The organism is Sneathiella limimaris (assembly GCF_012932565.1).
Taxonomy (GTDB): Bacteria; Pseudomonadota; Alphaproteobacteria; order Sneathiellales; family Sneathiellaceae; genus Sneathiella; species Sneathiella limimaris.
In genome coordinates, this window is the sequence record NZ_JABBYJ010000001.1 from 2,530,897 (window position 1) to 2,548,058 (window position 17,162).

The 17,162-nt window shown below is 46.0% G+C and carries 14 protein-coding genes; all 14 read right to left on the reverse strand.

Features of this window, described 5'->3' with window-relative positions; translation table 11 throughout:
• Positions 1 to 38: 38 nt before the first annotated feature.
• Complete coding sequence (gene rseP, locus HH301_RS12250; protein WP_169569185.1) at positions 39 to 1,196, reverse strand: RIP metalloprotease RseP; 1,158 nt, start codon at positions 1,194 to 1,196, stop codon at positions 39 to 41.
• 38 nt (positions 1,197 to 1,234) lie between these two features.
• Positions 1,235 to 2,437, reverse strand: coding sequence for a 1-deoxy-D-xylulose-5-phosphate reductoisomerase (gene dxr / locus HH301_RS12255; protein ID WP_169569186.1), 1,203 nt, complete (start codon positions 2,435 to 2,437; stop codon positions 1,235 to 1,237).
• A 2-nt stretch (positions 2,438 to 2,439) separates the two neighbouring features.
• Positions 2,440 to 3,249 carry a phosphatidate cytidylyltransferase gene (locus tag HH301_RS12260; RefSeq protein ID WP_169569187.1) on the reverse strand — a complete coding sequence of 270 codons (810 nt, stop codon included), beginning with the start codon at positions 3,247 to 3,249 and terminating at the stop codon, positions 2,440 to 2,442.
• Positions 3,242 to 3,976 (reverse strand): isoprenyl transferase, encoded by a 735-nt coding sequence (locus HH301_RS12265; protein ID WP_169569188.1) that lies wholly within the window; start codon positions 3,974 to 3,976, stop codon positions 3,242 to 3,244. Before HH301_RS12265 ends, HH301_RS12260 begins: the two co-directional genes overlap by 8 nt.
• Positions 3,977 to 3,979: 3 nt before the next feature.
• Positions 3,980 to 4,537, reverse strand: coding sequence for a ribosome recycling factor (frr, locus tag HH301_RS12270; protein ID WP_169569189.1), 558 nt, complete (start codon positions 4,535 to 4,537; stop codon positions 3,980 to 3,982).
• Positions 4,538 to 4,603: 66 nt separating this feature from the next.
• The gene (gene pyrH, locus HH301_RS12275) at positions 4,604 to 5,320 is read right to left on the reverse strand and encodes a UMP kinase (protein ID WP_169569190.1); all 717 of its coding nucleotides are present in this window, start codon (positions 5,318 to 5,320) and stop codon (positions 4,604 to 4,606) included.
• A gap of 151 nt (positions 5,321 to 5,471) precedes the next feature.
• Positions 5,472 to 6,398, reverse strand: coding sequence for a translation elongation factor Ts (tsf, locus tag HH301_RS12280; RefSeq protein WP_169569191.1), 927 nt, complete (start codon positions 6,396 to 6,398; stop codon positions 5,472 to 5,474).
• A 73-nt stretch (positions 6,399 to 6,471) separates the two neighbouring features.
• Positions 6,472 to 7,275: a 30S ribosomal protein S2 gene (gene rpsB, locus HH301_RS12285; protein WP_169569192.1), complete on the reverse strand. Its 804-nt coding sequence runs from the start codon at positions 7,273 to 7,275 to the stop codon at positions 6,472 to 6,474.
• 197 nt (positions 7,276 to 7,472) lie between these two features.
• A complete protein-coding gene (gene dnaE / locus HH301_RS12290) occupies positions 7,473 to 10,982 on the reverse strand; it encodes a DNA polymerase III subunit alpha (protein ID WP_206378287.1) in 3,510 nt (1,169 codons plus the stop codon).
• 399 nt (positions 10,983 to 11,381) lie between these two features.
• Positions 11,382 to 12,071, reverse strand: coding sequence for an ABC transporter ATP-binding protein (locus HH301_RS12295; RefSeq protein WP_169569193.1), 690 nt, complete (start codon positions 12,069 to 12,071; stop codon positions 11,382 to 11,384).
• Complete coding sequence (locus tag HH301_RS12300) at positions 12,064 to 13,287, reverse strand: lipoprotein-releasing ABC transporter permease subunit (protein WP_169569194.1); 1,224 nt, start codon at positions 13,285 to 13,287, stop codon at positions 12,064 to 12,066. The genes HH301_RS12295 and HH301_RS12300 overlap by 8 nt, the downstream gene beginning before the upstream one ends.
• 29 nt (positions 13,288 to 13,316) lie before the next feature.
• The gene (proS, locus tag HH301_RS12305; protein ID WP_169569195.1) at positions 13,317 to 14,630 is read right to left on the reverse strand and encodes a proline--tRNA ligase; all 1,314 of its coding nucleotides are present in this window, start codon (positions 14,628 to 14,630) and stop codon (positions 13,317 to 13,319) included.
• Positions 14,631 to 14,742: 112 nt separating this feature from the next.
• Positions 14,743 to 15,180, reverse strand: a complete 438-nt coding sequence (locus HH301_RS12310) for a hypothetical protein (protein WP_169569196.1) — start codon at positions 15,178 to 15,180, stop codon at positions 14,743 to 14,745.
• Positions 15,181 to 15,188: 8 nt separating this feature from the next.
• The gene (locus HH301_RS12315; RefSeq protein WP_169569197.1) at positions 15,189 to 17,153 is read right to left on the reverse strand and encodes an acyltransferase family protein; all 1,965 of its coding nucleotides are present in this window, start codon (positions 17,151 to 17,153) and stop codon (positions 15,189 to 15,191) included.
• Positions 17,154 to 17,162: the final 9 nt, after the last annotated feature.

Sequence of the window (17,162 nt, forward strand, 5' to 3'; positions counted from 1 at the left end):
TTTCTCAATTCAATCAATATACTACCTGTAAAGGCAGTCTACGAGAATATACCTGTGAAAAAATCTTTTATCCATGGTTTATTCAGGTCATTCCACGTCGCAAAGACCATTAACATCAATACGAGTGTTAGTCCAATGCGGAAACCAAATTCCATGGTTTTTTCACCGAGAGGTTTGCCGCGGACAGCTTCGACACCATAAAACAAGAGATGCCCACCATCCAGCATGGGAATTGGGAAAAGATTGATTAGCCCGAGACTGATAGAGACGAAAATCATAAAGTTGAAAAGCGAAAGAAGACTTCCACCAAGGTTTTCGCCCTGCTTCGCTGCGTCACCAGACATTTTAATAATGCCAAGGGGTCCGCTTAGTTCAGAACTGTCGCGCGTGCCAGTGATCATTTGCCAGGCACCCTTTAAAGTCGCCGTTGTAACAAACCAGGTCTGATCAACAGCTGCCCCGATGGCGCTTATAAGGCCGTGCTCACGAAACTCCCGCTGCGTTGAGCGAATTCCCAATTGCCCAATCTTTTGAACATTTCCGCTACCGTCTGTAAATTCAACGACCTTCGGAATGACAGTTAATGTCAGCTCAGCACCGTTTCGATCAATGGTCATATTTAGCGGCTCATCCAAACCGACCACAACCTGCTGGCGAAGCTCCTCAAAGCTGGATATGGGATCCCCGTTAATACTTAAGATACGATCTCCCGGGAGTATACCTGCCTCTTCAGCAGCACTCTCAGGGATGACTTCATTGGCAACTGGAGGCGTATTCGCTTGCCCCAGTGTCATGAAAAGAATGCACAATGCAACAATCGCGAAAATGAAATTTGCAGCTGGACCCGCAAATACAACAGCCGCCCGCTGCCAGAGTTTCTTGTGATGGAAGGAAACAGCCTTATCCTCTGGCGACATCTGATCTAACTCATTGTCACCTTGCGCATTGCTGGCAACCCCGGCATCTCCAAAGAATTTTACATAACCACCAAAGGGAATGGCACTAATCCGCCAACGACAACCATTTTTGTCATACCAGCCGAATAACTCTTTACCAAAACCGATAGAGAAAACATCAACCTTGACCCCACAAAGCCGCGCGATTTTGTAATGGCCATATTCATGGACAAAGACGAGGATGGTAATAACAGCCACAAAAGCGGGAAGATAAATCCAGTTCTCTATAAGCAATTCCATGTCGTTTTTCCTGTTACTCTAATCCGTAAAGCATCAATCTAAAAAGATTTGATAACTTCTCTTGCCAGTTCCCGGCCTTTTGCGTCTTGGTAAAACACATCTTCCAAAGATCGCAGCTCGATAAATTCAGCTTTTTCCAAAACCTTGTCTACAACAGCTACAATATCTAGGAATCCTATCCGTTTACTTAAGAAGCCTTCAACAGCCACTTCATTTGCTGCATTTAAGATCGCTGGAGCCGATTTTCCAGTTTTCAGTGCATTTTTGGCTAACCCAAGAGCGCGAAATCTTTCTAAATCAGGCGCCTCAAATGTAAACTGACCAAGTTCTGTAAAATCAAGCGTCTCTTGATCAAAACAATGACGCTCTGGCCAGCCAAGGGCATAGGATATCGGAATCCTCATATCCGGACTTCCCATTTGTGCCAAGATTGAACCATCCCTGTATTCCACCATACTATGAATAACTGACTGGGGATGAACCAGAATTTCAATCTGTTCCTGATCAACTGGAAAAAGATGAAAAGCTTCAATGAATTCAAGCCCTTTATTCATCATTGTTGCACTATCAATTGAGATTTTGGCGCCCATATCCCAGTTGGGGTGCTTCAATGCCTGCTCCAGTGTTACCTCCTTCATCTGGTGTAACGGCGTACACCTGAAGGGTCCACCTGAAGCAGTTAGAATAATTCGTCGAATTGAACTGGACTGTTTTTCATCCAAAACCTGAAAAATTGCATTATGCTCACTGTCTACCGGTAGCAAGACTGAGTGATGCGACCGAACTTCCTGCATCATCAGTGATCCAGCACAGACAAGGGCCTCTTTATTGGCGAGCGCTACTGTTGTCCCCTTTTTTATAGCCGCTAAAGTCGGGCGTAAACCTGCCGATCCCATAATGGCAGCCATCATCCAATCCATAGGACGACCGGCGGCTTCGATCAAGGCACTCTCGCCTGCGGCAACTTCTATTCCAGTTCCTTTAAGGAGATCTTGTAGTTCTTGATATTTACTTTCATCCGCTATGACAGCAAGGTTTGCTTTCAATTGGATTGCGTATTGCGCCAATTCACCAGCATTTGTGTTCGCAGTAAGGACATCAACATCGAATTGGTTGGGCTGACGCTTGATCAAGTCTATGGTACTTGTGCCAACTGAACCTGTAGCCCCAAAAATACTGACCTTCTTGGGATGTGCAAATGTAACATTTTCTAGATCTGTCACAGGGGCAGATTGCAACATCATCATTTCCCTACCAGGTAAATCAAACCATATAGCGCAGGCGCTACAAAAAGAACACCATCAAGCCGATCTAGGACCCCTCCATGCCCCGGAATGAGATTACTGGCATCTTTGATGCCAAAATGTCGTTTCCATCCAGATTCAAAGAAGTCACCAACTTGCGCCAATACTGCCAAACATGCTCCAGCCAAAGCGATCCAAATTTCAGAAATCTCAATATGAAGAAGGTAGGCGTTACATAAGGCAGCTGTTATCGCTGAACAAATCATACCGCCAATAAGACCAGCCCAAGTTTTATTAGGGCTGATTGATGGAGCTATTTTCGGTCCGCCAATGGATCTTCCGAAGAAATAGGCTCCTATGTCGGTTGCCCATACAATGAGAAATAAAGTCAGTGTGTAGACTAGACCGAGCTCATATGCTTCCCTAATCTCCAGAAGCGAAAGAACTGGAATTCCAATGTAAAGGGGGCCTATGAAAGCTCCTTTCCATTCCCTCTCTTCTTTTCGAAGCCAGGTCAGAGCAATGAGTGCGACTGCGCAAATTATTACGCACCAGAAGGCGTAAAAAACATACTCTTCATAAGCGAGGAAAATTGAAAACAGGATCCAGGATATCACCAGGAAAATGTAGCTGTTCTTGTTATGAATGAAGGACGCTTTGCACCATTCAAAGCACATAGCTGCTGCTGCAATAGCTAAAAAAAGCGCAAAGAATTCTGCTCCCAGGTAAACAGCTGCCACTGCAATTGGCGCAAGTACTGCAGCCGAGAGCACCCTGAGCTGAAGAGAGGATAAACCACGTTCAGACACTGATTGCCCCATAGCGACGACACCTGGAATGAAACTCGTCTACTGCTTTTTCAAGCCAGCTTCTGTCAAAATCAGGCCAAAGTACTTCCTGAAATATCAATTCGGAATAAGCAGATTGCCAGAGAAGGAAATTGCTGATCCGTTGCTCACCACTTGTTCGTAAGATAATGTCAGGGTCTGGTAAACCATCAGTCTCTAAATGAGACGCGAAAAACGTTTCATCAATCTCATCAGGCGCAAGTTCTCCATCCAGGATGAGTTTTGCAATCTTCCGAGCTGCAGACGTAATTTCTTCCTTACCGCCATAGCTCAGTGCGATGGTCAAGACAAGGTCAGTATTCCCTGCAGTTTTATCTTTGGCGATTTGAACTAAGTCCTGTACATCCTCAGGTAACTTTTTGATATTCCCTATAAAGTTCACTTTAACGCCGGCTTCTGATAAATCCTTCAATTCCTTGTTAAAGAAATATCGAAACAGGCCCATGAGATGATTAACTTCATCTTTAGGTCGCTTCCAATTTTCGGAAGAGAATGCAAACAGAGTCAGGAAGGGAATACCAAGTTCACGGCAGCCTTTTATCGCTTCACGCACGGCGTTAGCGCCTTGCTCGTGACCTTTTAGTCGACTTAACGCACGTTTATTAGCCCATCTGCCATTTCCATCCATAATAATGGCTATGTGCTTCAAGGAATTCGCAGTCAGATCGTTTTTCTCAACAATCCCCATCAATCAGACCTGCATAATTTCCTGTTGTTTTTCACCGAGAAGAACATCAACTTTTTTAACGTATGTATCTGTAAGCTTTTGGATTTCATCCTCAGCGTGTTTCACATCATCTTTTGAAAAGTCGCCCTCTTTTTCGGCTGCTTTAGCATCATCAATCCCATGGCGACGAACATTGCGGATCGCAATTTTCGCCTGTTCAGCGTAACCACTAGCAACTTTCGTCAAATCGATACGGCGCTCTTCTGTCAGTTCAGGGATCGGCACACGAACAGTCATTCCATCAACAACTGGGTTTAAGCCAAGGCCTGCATTCCGAATGCCTTTTTCGACCGCTGAAACATTACTCTTATCCCAGACAGTCACTGACAGCATGCGAGGTTCTGGTGCACTCACCGTACCAACCTGTTGAATCGGCATAGAGGCTCCATAAGATTCAACCATTACTGGATCAAGAAGACTGATATGTGCGCGCCCTGTGCGCAAGCCCGCAAATTCACCTTTAAGAGCCTCTAGAGCACCTCCCATGCGCTTTTCAAGGTCTTTCATATTGGGCACTGGCATCCTCATTACCTCCTGAAGGATTAATCTTTTCGATTTTTAAAGTGTATCTCTATAGCAAGTTTCTGGTCAGATGACTTCCGTAAACTTGCCATTCTTACAAATTACATCTGCGATCGCGCCTTTTTCATGGATTGAAAAGACAAGAATTGGAATTCCGTTTTCACGCGCCAAAGAAATAGCTGCAGCATCCATGACTTTCAAGTCTTTGGAAATGACCTCCAAATGAGTCAGCGTTTCAAACCGCTCTGCATCATCAAATTTGGCAGGATCTTTATCATAGACACCGTCTACATTTGTTCCTTTTAGCAGGGCATCACATTTCATTTCTGCCGCCCGCAAGGCTGCAGCTGTATCTGTTGTAAAAAATGGATTTCCTGTACCAGCAGCAAAAATCACAATGCGGCCTTTTTCAAGATGGCGCTCTGCCCGCCGGCGAATATAGGGTTCGCAGACCGAAGCCATTGGAATGGCGGAAAGAACCCGGCTGTCCATTCCTTCTTTTTCGATAGCGTGCTGCATTGCAAGTGCATTCATAACAGTCGCCATCATCCCCATGTAATCTGCGTTAGCCTGATCCATACCCTGGGCTGTACCAGAAACGCCTCTGAAAATGTTTCCACCGCCGACAACGATACAGATTTCAATACCCATATCATGTGCCTGACGGATATCTTTAGCGATGCGTGTCGCTGTTTCAACATCAATACCGTATTGCTGATTACCCAACAGGGCTTCGCCGGAGCATTTAAGAAGCACCCGTTTGTATTTTGGCTCACTTGCCATTTTTGTCACCGATCAAAATTCAGAAATGTTGAAAATCAGATGGGAAGACAGCATACAGGAATGAATGAATTTGAAAAGCCATCGCTGCATCCCGCGCAAAAAGAAGGCGGCCCCAATTTGGGACCGCCTTTTTCGTCTCTATCCGAACGGCTTAGTTGCCTACCGCAGCAGCAACTTCAGCAGCGAAATCAGATTCTTCTTTTTCGATACCTTCACCCACAGCAAAGCGAACCATCTGAGTCAGCTTAATTGGGCTTCCGATTTCTTTAGCGACAAGTTCAATGGCTTTTTCAACAGTGTTTTCACCGTCAACCACAAATGTCTGCTTCAGAAGAACAACTTCCTGATAGAATTTGTTGATACGACCCTGAACCATCTTTTCGATGATTTCTTCTGGCTTACCAGATTCGCGAGCCTGCTCTGACAGAACAGCTTTTTCCCGCTCTACCAGTTCTGGGTCCAAGTCATCGACGCTAATGGACTCTGGGCTGGTAGCCGCAATATGCATCGCAAGCTGCTTACCAAGAACGTCAAGGCGGTCCTTATCCCCTTCGCTTTCAAGTGCAACCAGGATACCGATTTTACCAAGACCATCAGTTACCGCGTTATGCAAGTATGAAGATACAACACCGTTAGAAACTTCGACAGAAGCTGCGCGGCGCAGGTTCATATTCTCACCAATTGTCGCGATCGCATTTGTCAGAGTTGCCTCTACAGTATCGCTACCACCTGGGAAAGAAGCAGCTTTAATCGCATCAAGATCACCACCAACTTCTGCGGCAACTTCAGCAATACCAGAAACCAGTTTCTGGAAGTCTTCGTTCCGACCAACAAAGTCAGTCTCAGCATTGACTTCAACGATTGCGCCTTTTGTTCCGTTTGTAGAAACAGCAACCAGACCTTCAGCAGCAACACGACCAGATTTTTTGGAAGCAGTTGCAAGTCCTTTGGTCCGCAGCCAATCTACAGCGGCGTCCAGATCACCATCAGTTTCTGTCAGGGCTTTTTTACAATCCATCATACCCGCACCAGATTTTTCGCGGAGTTCTTTAACCAATGAAGCTGTAATTGCAGGCATAGCCTATCCTCGTGTCATTTAAATTCGTGAAAATCAAATGTCATATGTCCATGACGGACATATGACAGACTTGTTATTCAGTCGCAGCGACTTCTTCAGCTGGAGCTTCCTCAGCAACTTCTTCAGCAGCTGGCAGCTCTTCAGCCACAGGCTCAACAGCTTCACCGAGGTCAACGCCCTGTTCTGCCATTTCTACAGAAATACCATCCAGAACAGCTTGTTTGAACAGATCACAGTAAAGGTTGATCGCGCGAAGTGCGTCATCGTTTCCTGGGATCGGGTAATCAATTCCATCAGGATCTGAGTTGCTGTCCAAGATAGCAACAACCGGAATACCGAGTTTGTTCGCTTCTTTAACGGCCAGATCTTCTTTGTTGGTGTCAATCACAACAATAATGTTTGGAAGACCACCCATGTCTTTAATACCACCAAGGGCCAGCTCCAGCTTATCCCGTTCACGAGTAAGCTTTAGAACTTCTTTCTTGGTCAGACCAACTTCATCAGCAGACAGAGTTTCTTCTGCTTCCCGCAGACGCTTGATGGATTCAGAAACTGTTTTCCAGTTTGTCAGCATTCCGCCGAGCCAGCGATGGTTCACATAGAACTGCGCACATTGCTTAGCTGTGTCAGCAACAACATCAGAAGCCTGACGTTTCGTGCCAACGAACAGAACACGGCCACCACCTGAAACTGTGTCACGAACAGCTTTCAGAGCCTGGTGCAGCATTGGAACTGTCTGCTGCAGATCGATAATGTGGATGTTGTTTCTTTTTCCGAAGATGTATGGACCCATTTTTGGGTTCCAACGGCGGGACTGATGTCCAAAATGTACACCAGCTTCCAGAAGCTGACGCATAGTAAAAGTTGGCAGTGTCATTCTGCAATAACTCCTTTTCCGGTTAAACCTCCGTGGGTCGTGGTTTGGATCACCCAAACACCGGACGGGAAACATCAACACAATGAAACCCAAACCCACGTGTGAATTTACATCGCGGTACCTACTCTTCCTCCCCTTCAGATGCAAGGAAAAAGTTCACTTTTCTGAATTTAATTACTGTTTTTGAGAATTACTGGCTAAATATCGTGAACATCCAGGACACCAGAGACATATTTCAGAGCTTGACGGATTTCAGGAGAAATTGTGTAGGTGGCCGACAGATCCACCTCTACTTCCCTATTTTCCTCCTCCAAATTAACGACAAAAGCAACCCGGCCCCGCCCTGGCCCACCTTTATCCAATATGCTGGCAATTTGGCTCAACTGTTCATCGTTATCCAGGAAGATCCGCACACCATCCCCTGTTTGAGCGGCAACGGTCTCCAGTCGTTGAACTGACTGTGCTGTAATCCGCGGTTGCTCATTCTCAACATCCATGTGTCCGGATACCCCAATCACTAGTGAGGTTCCAACTTCAAGGATCTCTCGACATTGCATTAGGGTTTCCTCAAACATGGTTACCTCAAAAGCACCTGAAGCATCAGACAATTGCACAAACGCCAAGGCTTTGCCTTTCTTTGTCTTGATCTGCCGCTTACCCATCACAGTACCTGCAAGTTTCGCGGCACTTTCAGAGGCGCTTAAGCCTGCCAGAAAGGCAGCACTGCTTCTTACACCTGCCTTATCGAGCGTTTTAGCGTATGCATCCAATGGATGGCCCGAGAGATAAAACCCGATCGCGTCAAACTCCTGCTTCAACTGCTCCATAGATGTCCAGCGGGGAGCCGCTACCATTACCGGGGCTACACTGACAGAAGTATCTGCACCTCCAAAAAGATTGACTTGCCCAGAACCTCTCTCTTCCTCCATTTGCTGCGCGTGGCGAAGGATATTTTCGAGCGATGCAAAAGTTTGAGCTCTATCATCATGCAGGCTATCAAACGCTCCTGCTCGGGTCAGATTTTCAGCTTGCCGTTTATTGAGGAATTTGGGATTTAGTCGAGAAGCAAAATCAAAGATGTCTTTAAAATCACCATTTTCATTTCGTTCTTTAACAATTCCAGCCATGGCTTCCCGGCCCACATTTTTAATCGCGGCAAGTGCATAGCGGACAGCTCCCTGTTCGCCCTCAAACTCAACATCAAACTCAACTTGTGATTTGTTGAGGCATGGCGGATTAAGTGGAATTTTCATCCTTTCCAAATCTTGGCGGAAAATATTGAGCTTATCCGTGTTGTTGATATCCAAGCTCATAGAGGCGGCCATGAACTCTACTGGGAAATTCGCTTTCAAATAAGCGGTATGATAGGAGACAAGTGCATAGGCTGCCGCATGGGACTTATTGAATCCATAGCTAGCAAACTTGGCAACCAGATCAAAAATGTGGCTGGCATCTTTAGGATCCACACCTTCTTTTTCGGCACCTTCACAGAAGTAAGCCCGCTGCTTGTCCATTTCCTCTTTAATTTTCTTACCCATGGCACGGCGCAGCACGTCTGCTTGACCCAAGCTATATCCAGCCAGGATCTTGGCAATTTCCATCACCTGCTCCTGGTAAATAATAACCCCGTAGGTTTCCTCCAGAATATCGTGAAGCTTTGGATGTAGAAGGTTCGGTTCCTCTTCTCCATGCTTACAACGGATATAGGTGGGAATATTTTCCATGGGTCCCGGTCGGTAAAGGGCCACAATCGCAATGATATCTTCAAAGGCGTCTGGCCGCATTTTCCGGAGCATGTCCCTCATACCGGAACTCTCTAACTGGAAGACACCAACTGTATCGCCACGGGAAAGAAGCTCAAAGGTTTTCGGATCATCAAGAGGAACTGTTGGAAAGTTGATTTCAATACCCCGTTTGGCGATCAGGTCTTTGGCCCGATCAAGCACGGTAAGGGTTTTTAGACCCAAAAAGTCAAACTTAACAAGACCAGCAGTTTCCACATATTTCATGGAATATTGAGTGACCGGCATGTCTGATTTAGGGTCTCGATAAAGAGGAACCAACTCATCAAGTTCCCTGTCCCCGATCACAACACCAGCCGCATGAGTAGAGGCGTGGCGGTACAAACCTTCAAGCTGCAACGCAATTTCGATAAGACGGGCAACTTCCGGATCATTTCGCTGCGCTTCCCGGAGAGGAACTTCACTATCCAGGGCTTCTTGCAAAGTCATCGGATTTGCCGGATTGGACGGGATCAGTTTACTAATCCGGTCCACCTGCCCGTAAGGCATCTGCAATACGCGTCCGACATCCCGAATGGCAGCTTTGGCCTGCAACTTACCATAGGTAATAATTTGGGCGACCTGATCATGGCCGTATTTATCCTGAACATATCGGATGACCTGCTCTCGCTTATCCTGGCAGAAATCGATATCAAAGTCCGGCATACTGACCCGTTCCGGGTTCAAGAAACGTTCAAACAGCAAACCAAACCGCAGTGGATCCAGATCTGTAATTGTGAGTGCCCAGGCAACGACCGAACCCGCACCAGAACCACGACCTGGTCCCACTGGAATGTCATGCTCTTTCGACCATTGAATAAAATCCGAAACGATCAAAAAGTATCCAGGGAAACCCATCTGGTTAATAACACTGATTTCAAAATCCAGCCTCTCCCGATACTCAGAACCTTTGGCTTGACGTGTCTCTTCGTCCATATCATCTGTGAAAACTTCTTCAATCAGACGCTTTTCAAGACCTTCTTTCGCCATAAGCTCAAGCTGACCTGCCTCGTCCAGTGACGCGCCATCGCCGAATGCTGGCAAAATAGGATCGCGGGCTGGTGATGCAAAAGCACACCGTCTGGCAATCACCAAAGTATTGGATATCGCTTCTGGCAAGTCAGAGAATAATTCAGCCATTTCTTCAGCTGACTTGAAATAATGTTCCGGCGTTCGCCTTGGCCGATCCATATCCCCAACATATTTACCAGCCGCTATACACAGCAAAGCATCATGAGCTTCGTACATTTCCCTGTTTGGGAAGAAACATTCATTGGTAGCGACCAGCGGAATATCAAGATCATATGCAAATTTGAGGAAATGAGGCTCACTAAGCTCTTCACTTTCCAAATTATGCCGCTGCAATTCGATATAAAGGCGATCCTGAAACACAAGCTTGAGACGTTTGATATATTCAAGCGCTTCATCCGCTTTATCGGAGAGGATAAGTTTACCGATTGGACCACCAGCACCGCCAGTCAGGCAAATTAGTCCACCAGCATATTTTTTGAGAATATCAAACGGAACCTGAGCAGTTTCACCAGCTTCTGTTTTCAAGAAAGCGTGGGACGTTAGTTTGAGGAGGTTGTAATACCCAGTTTCATTCTGCGCCAGAAGAACAATTGGATCTGGTTCTGGGCGACGACCATTGCGTTCCCGCTCCCCTTCGTTTGAAACAGAAATCTGACAGCCAATAATTGGCTGAATACCGGCACCGGGAAGCGCCAGGGAAAATTCGAGGCTACCGAACATATTATTGGTGTCGGTGATCGCAACTGCGGGCATCCGCCGATCTTTGCACAGGCCCACGAGTTTCTTGATCGGGATTGCCCCTTCCGACAAGGAATAGGCAGTGTGTACACGCAGGTGCACAAAGCTGGCATGAGACAAGATCGGCTCTCCGTATAAAGACTTCACCTGCCCCATTACAGCATATCCTTTTCTAAAGATCAGGACTTGACATTCAACCTATGAAAATTTTCTGTGGATAAAATTAGAAAGTTGGGAATTTTACCTACCCTAGAACTTCCCAGGTCCATATCAGTCAACCAGTGAAGCTGTGGACAATCTCAGACCAGAATACAAGTGTAGCCAATACACTTGCGAAAACCACGAACTCAAAACCATTCTTCAAATAATTCCGTTTAGACATGTGATCCTCCTTAATCTGCTTGGAAGTTAGTTATGTTCCTATTTTGTTCTACAGTCAAACAAAAAGAGAACAAAAATATTATTAATAAATATTTCAATGAGTTAGAAAGGAGGGTGGAATATCTATTGGAAGCTGATTCGATGAAAAAGAACGAATCAGATTAGTTATATGAATCAACGAACAGGATCGGAAACTAATTGGTGATCACGGATATGAACCACTCTATCCATTCGGCGTGCTAGGTCTATATTATGCGTCGCGACCAATGCAGCTACGTTATGTTGCTTCAGAAGCTTCATGAAATTTTTGAAAACCATATCAGCTGTTTGTTCATCCAGATTACCAGTAGGCTCATCAGCCAAAAGTAAAACTGGATCATTGGCAAGAGCGCGTGCGATCGCGACCCGTTGCTGCTCACCACCTGAGAGTTTTGCCGGACGATGTTTTAGCCGATGTGATAAGCCCATCATTTCCAACAATTCAGTTGCTTTAGCTTTGGCTTTAGATTTTGCGACCCCAGATATAAGATTTGGCATCATTACATTTTCCAGTGCGGAAAACTCGGGCAGCAAATGATGAAACTGATAAACAAACCCTATATCTGTGCGTCTAGTTTCCGTTCTTTTCTTATCCCGGGCTCTAGCGCAATCAACGCCATTAATGATCACTTCACCCGAGGAAGGTGGCTCAAGCAAACCTGCAATTTGCAACAGTGTTGATTTACCGGCTCCTGACTGACCGAGCAACGCGACGACTTCACCAGCTTTAATCTGAAGGTTCACATCTTTTAGAACTTCAAGCTTATCGCCGGCCTGCTCAAACACCCGTCCGACATGCTGCAGGTTGAGGACAACATCACTCATAGCGAAGTGCCTCCACCGGATCGAGACGAGCAGCTCTCCATGACGGATAGATAGTCGCAGCCAGTGAAATGATGACCGACATTAAAACAACAGCTGTTACTTCTGCAGGGTCAACCTTTGCTGGGAGGTGAGAGAGAAAGTAAATCTCAGCCGAAAATAGCTCTGCCCCTGTTAAGCCTTCAATGAAAGATTTTATCCGATCGATATTGGCACAGAAACCAATCCCCAAGAGAAATCCAAACAAGGTTCCAACAAGACCGATACTGGCACCCGCAATGAAAAATACTCGCATGATCATCCCGCGAGTTGCCCCCATAGTTCGGAGAATTGCAACGTCTCGACCTTTATCTTTTACGAGCATAATCAGACTGGAAATAATGTTGAAAGCAGCAACCAGGATTATGAGTGTAAGGATCAGGAACATGACGTTCCGTTCAACCTCCAGGGCATTAAAGAAACTGGCTCTTGATTGTTGCCAATCATATATGAAGGCCCGAATAGGAACTGCATTAATTACTTCGCGCCTAATCTTTAAAGCTTTGTCAGGATCCGTCGCAAAAACCTCAAGAGAGGTAACCCCTTCTCCGAGTTTAAAATATTTTTGCGCAGCCCCAAGTGACATATAGACATAGCCACTGTCATATTCATACATGCCCGTATTAAACAGCCCCGCCACCTTGTAGGTCTTAATTCGAGGTAATGAACCAACAACTGTCGAAGTGGTCTTTGGGGAAATCAACTTGATAAGATCGCCAGCCCTGATGCCTAATGATTGAGCCAGACGAAACCCGACCAGGACCCCTCTTCCTTCTTCAAAGCTCTCTTTACTGCCGTCGACGATATTTGCAGAAAGAGCCACCAGTTTATCCAGCTCTTCTGATGTGATACCCCGAACAAGGGCGCCGCTTGCGCTGCCACCGGCCGTTGTCATGACCTGTCCTTGGACTAGCGGGGAGACACGAACAACCCCATCAACACGCTCCAGGCTGTCGATAACAGGCTGGAAATCGACCAAAGGCTTGTTTTCAGGGGCCTTGATCTCGTAATGACCGTTCATTCCAAGAATACGGTCCAGCAGCTCCGCACGGAACCCGTTCATCACGGACATGACGATAATCAGGGTTGCAACCCCAAGCCCAATTCCCAAAAAGGAAAATAGTGCGATAACCGAGATAAACCCTTCCTGTCGCCGAGCGCGAAGGTACCTGAGGGCCATTGTCCATTCAAAACGGGAAAACACGCCGGTTAGCCTACCAGTCTTTGCAAAGCATCTTCGGGAGAGAGTTCAGTTTTTTCGCCAGTAGCCCGGTTCTTGAACTCGACAACACCGGATTTTAATCCGCGTGGGCCAATCGTCACCTGCCATGGCAAACCGATCAAATCCATGTTGGCAAACTTACCCCCTGCCCGTTCATTTCGATCATCATAGAGAACTTCGACGCCAGCAGACTGAAGTTTCCCGTAAAAATCTTCACAGGCTTGATCACAAGCTTCATCACCTGTCTTGAGATTGATCAACCCGACTTTGAATGGCGCAACAGCCTCCGGCCAGATAATCCCATTTTCATCATGACAGGCTTCAATGATACCGCCAACAAGACGGGAAACGCCAATACCATAGGAACCCATGGAGACGGTTACATCCTTACCATCCGGTCCGGTTACATTCGCCTCAAAAGGGGCTGAATATTTTTGACCGAAATGGAAGATATGGCCTACTTCAATACCCCGGCGACTGACCAACTCATCACCAGATATTGGGCAATTATCTGCATCATGCATTTCATCTGCCGCGGCATAATAGCTTGTCCATTCATCCACTATGCCCTGCAATTCGTCAGGGCTGTAGTCTTTGTCTTCTGGAGTTTTCAGTCCAAGAATATCTTTGTGGTAGAAAACTTCACTCTCTCCGGTATCCGCGAGAATAATAAACTCATGGGAGAGATCACCACCAATTGGACCTGTATCAGCCCGAAGCGGGATAGCCTGCAACCCCATTCTTGCGTAGGTTTTCAAATAGGCCACAAACATCCGATTATAGGCGATCTTGGCGCCTTCATAATCCATATCGAAAGAATAAGCATCCTTCATCAGGAATTCACGGCCGCGCATGACGCCAAACCGGGGACGCACTTCATCCCGGAACTTCCACTGGATGTGATAAAGGTTCAGCGGCAAGTCTTTATAGCTTTTGACATGTGTCCGAAATATATCAGTGACCAATTCTTCATTGGTTGGGCCATACAGCATTTCACGGCCATGGCGATCCTCAATGCGCAGCATTTCCTTACCATAATCGTCATAGCGATTGGATTGCCGCCATAAATCTGCTGATTGAATGGTTGGCATTAGGATTTCAATAGCGCCAGCTTTATCCTGTTCCTCACGAACGATTTGTTCGATTTTTTTCAGGACCCGATGGCCAAGTGGTAGCCAAGAATAAATGCCGGCTGAGGCTTGCTGGATCATGCCGGCACGCAACATCAGTCTATGGGAAACGATTTGGGCTTCCTTGGGATCTTCTTTCAAGGTTGGCAGAAAATATCGGGAAAGACGCATGGAACCCTCAGTAATTCACTTTATTCTTGAGATAATGTTTCACCACAAATGCGGCATTTTTCTGTTTTGTATAGGGATTTGAGAAGATTGCAAGTGCAATTCCAGATCCTCATTACTCACTTTTTCCATCATAGACTTCATAGCATTTCTCACCAATCTTAACGAGCGCCGGATTTCCAAGCTCCTGACCATTAAAGTCGAGACGACCGGTTTTAATGTCATAGGTAAGTTTACCAATGGAAACATCAGCATTCTGCAAGGATCTATTTGGAGCATTATCTTCGGCGAAAAGATCTTTGAGCGGAAGGGCTAGATCAACAATAATCTGATCTGGAATTTTTATCTGACCCCCTACCGTATCTGCAGGAACAACTGGATTACCCCTTGCATCTACGCCTGGCTTGTAATTGACATCTGCCCGAGCCAAGTGTCTTTGAACCTTTTGACAGGTTTCTTTATCAACTTCCACCTGCAATGTCTCAGCGTTGGCTGTTCCGCTCACCGCGAGGGCAGCTAACACCAAGTGAGTGCGTAATGCAGCTTTGATCATTCTTCTCACTAACGCTTAAACTCGTCTCTCAAGGCATCTACTATAGGACGTGCTCCTTCCAGACTCAAATGATCATCATCTGTGTAGAGGACGTTCCCGTTCTTGAAAACTTCACAGGAACCCTGATCACAGAGCAGATTATGCGGATATATAATATCAACGAGTTTTGTTTTCTCCAGTTTGGTCAGCGCGTTCATGACAATTGATTGGCGGACATCAAATTCGGATCGCTTCACAATCGGTAGATTTCCATAACCTTTTAGATGACGAATAACAGTATCCGGAACATGAAACTGAATTTCTGGAACCGGCCCAACAATGAGGACATTCGCCCCGCGAGCCTTTATTTCCTTAACTGTTCTGTTAAGGGCGTCTTTAAATGAAATTTCCTTACCGTCGGCTTCTAGGTCAAAAATTGTGTGACTACGCCCACCGTCACCCGGGGCTCTAACTGTCGAGGCAAGATTGGCCCACCGACTTGCAAGAACAACCATATCCACTTGATGGGTATCCAAGTAATTCATCACCTCATTGACAAAAGTTGGACAAATATCCCTGTTTTTACGTCGGGTCGTTTCAACATCTGGAATGGGTGGACAGTCAGGCATTCCTGTTGACGAGATATAATTCCCATCAGTCCCATAAAAATGATTAAATGCCTGTATCAACATACCTGAATGGGAGTCTCCCCAGAAAAGGATATGCTGTCCTTGTTGGTTTCCAGAACTACAAACACTGTACTTTTTAGGCAAACTATCGCTAAAGGGGATTACAGTCTCACATTCTCGTTTTGGAAGCTCTTTTTCTGCCTGTACAGCTTCGTGGATTTTCAATGCTTCTGCTGTCATACGAGCCGGGGCACCATTACTCAAACTAATCGCCCAAGCTGTCCCGCCAATAATAGCAAGAGCGCTGGCCACCCCCAGCAAGAGTGGTTTCATGCATACTCTACGGCGATCCAGCAAATAGCTTTCCATAAGATGCCACGATGCGACAGCCCACAATATGCCAAAAACAAAGATCAGCAGTTGCTCAGTGGGGTTAAAAGGCCGGGAGATGTAAAGCCGTACAAAAACGATAACCGGCCAATGAATAAGGTAAATTGAATAGGACAGTCGCCCCAGATACCGAAAAGGGAAGCTTCCTAAAAACCGGGATGCTGGATTTAAAACTGTCTGCCCTGCTAAAATGATTAGGCCAGAGCCAAGAACCGGTAAAAGCGCGGCCTCTCCAGGAAAACGGATGGTATCATCAATCCAAAACAGGGAGAGACCGATTAATCCCAGGCCAAATATAAACACCAAAACGCTTATGAATTTATCCAATTTGATCGCAGGCGTATAAAGCGCAATCAATCCGCCTAACCCCAATTCCCAAAAGCGAGACATTGGAAGATAAAATGCATTGGTTTCATCAATACGGACAATCACCAGGTTATAGATGAAGGACAGAGCCGTGATTATAATTACGGCTTTTCGCGGTGACCATTTAAGGAGTTTATATATACCGATCAGGAGGAGCGGTATTAGGATATAAAACTGCTCTTCAACCCCCAGGGACCAAGCGTGCAAGAAGGGTTTTTGATGAGAGACGTCTGCGAAGTAATCAGATCGATCATTGAAAAAGAAGTTTGCTGCGAAGCCCAGTGTAGCAAGTGCACTTAAAGCGAACTCTTTGTATTCTCGTGGACCTAAGAGGAAGTACCCCACAACAACAGAAAACAAGAGAACCAACAACAACGCTGGCAATATTCTTCGGATCCGTTTTTCAAAGAAACGAGCCAAGGAGAAATCGTTGGCTTCCAGGCCTTCAATTATTTTGGGAACAATTAAATACCCTGAAATCACGAAAAAGATATCAACGCCGACAAATCCGCCAGAGAAACTGTCGAACCCCAAATGAAAAGCAAAAATAGAAAGGGCCGAGATTGCTCTCAGCCCGTCAATATCAGCGCGGTAACTTGTCGCTTTCATGCTGCGTTG

What these genes read in the sequence shown, in the direction of transcription:
- HH301_RS12265 (WP_169569188.1), bottom strand. Translation starts at nt 3,976, where the DNA reads ATGGGGATTGTTGAGAAAAACGATCTGACTGCGAATTCCTTGAAGCAC.
- HH301_RS12315 (WP_169569197.1), bottom strand. Translation starts at nt 17,153, where the DNA reads ATGAAAGCGACAAGTTACCGCGCTGATATTGACGGGCTGAGAGCAATC.
- dxr (WP_169569186.1), bottom strand. Translation starts at nt 2,437, where the DNA reads ATGTTGCAATCTGCCCCTGTGACAGATCTAGAAAATGTTACATTTGCA.
- HH301_RS12310 (WP_169569196.1), bottom strand. Translation starts at nt 15,180, where the DNA reads ATGATCAAAGCTGCATTACGCACTCACTTGGTGTTAGCTGCCCTCGCG.
- frr (WP_169569189.1), bottom strand. Translation starts at nt 4,537, where the DNA reads ATGCCAGTGCCCAATATGAAAGACCTTGAAAAGCGCATGGGAGGTGCT.
- pyrH (WP_169569190.1), bottom strand. Translation starts at nt 5,320, where the DNA reads ATGGCAAGTGAGCCAAAATACAAACGGGTGCTTCTTAAATGCTCCGGC.
- HH301_RS12300 (WP_169569194.1), bottom strand. Translation starts at nt 13,287, where the DNA reads ATGGCCCTCAGGTACCTTCGCGCTCGGCGACAGGAAGGGTTTATCTCG.
- rseP (WP_169569185.1), bottom strand. Translation starts at nt 1,196, where the DNA reads ATGGAATTGCTTATAGAGAACTGGATTTATCTTCCCGCTTTTGTGGCT.
- HH301_RS12295 (WP_169569193.1), bottom strand. Translation starts at nt 12,071, where the DNA reads ATGAGTGATGTTGTCCTCAACCTGCAGCATGTCGGACGGGTGTTTGAG.
- dnaE (WP_206378287.1), bottom strand. Translation starts at nt 10,982, where the DNA reads ATGGGGCAGGTGAAGTCTTTATACGGAGAGCCGATCTTGTCTCATGCC.
- proS (WP_169569195.1), bottom strand. Translation starts at nt 14,630, where the DNA reads ATGCGTCTTTCCCGATATTTTCTGCCAACCTTGAAAGAAGATCCCAAG.
- tsf (WP_169569191.1), bottom strand. Translation starts at nt 6,398, where the DNA reads ATGCCTGCAATTACAGCTTCATTGGTTAAAGAACTCCGCGAAAAATCT.
- rpsB (WP_169569192.1), bottom strand. Translation starts at nt 7,275, where the DNA reads ATGACACTGCCAACTTTTACTATGCGTCAGCTTCTGGAAGCTGGTGTA.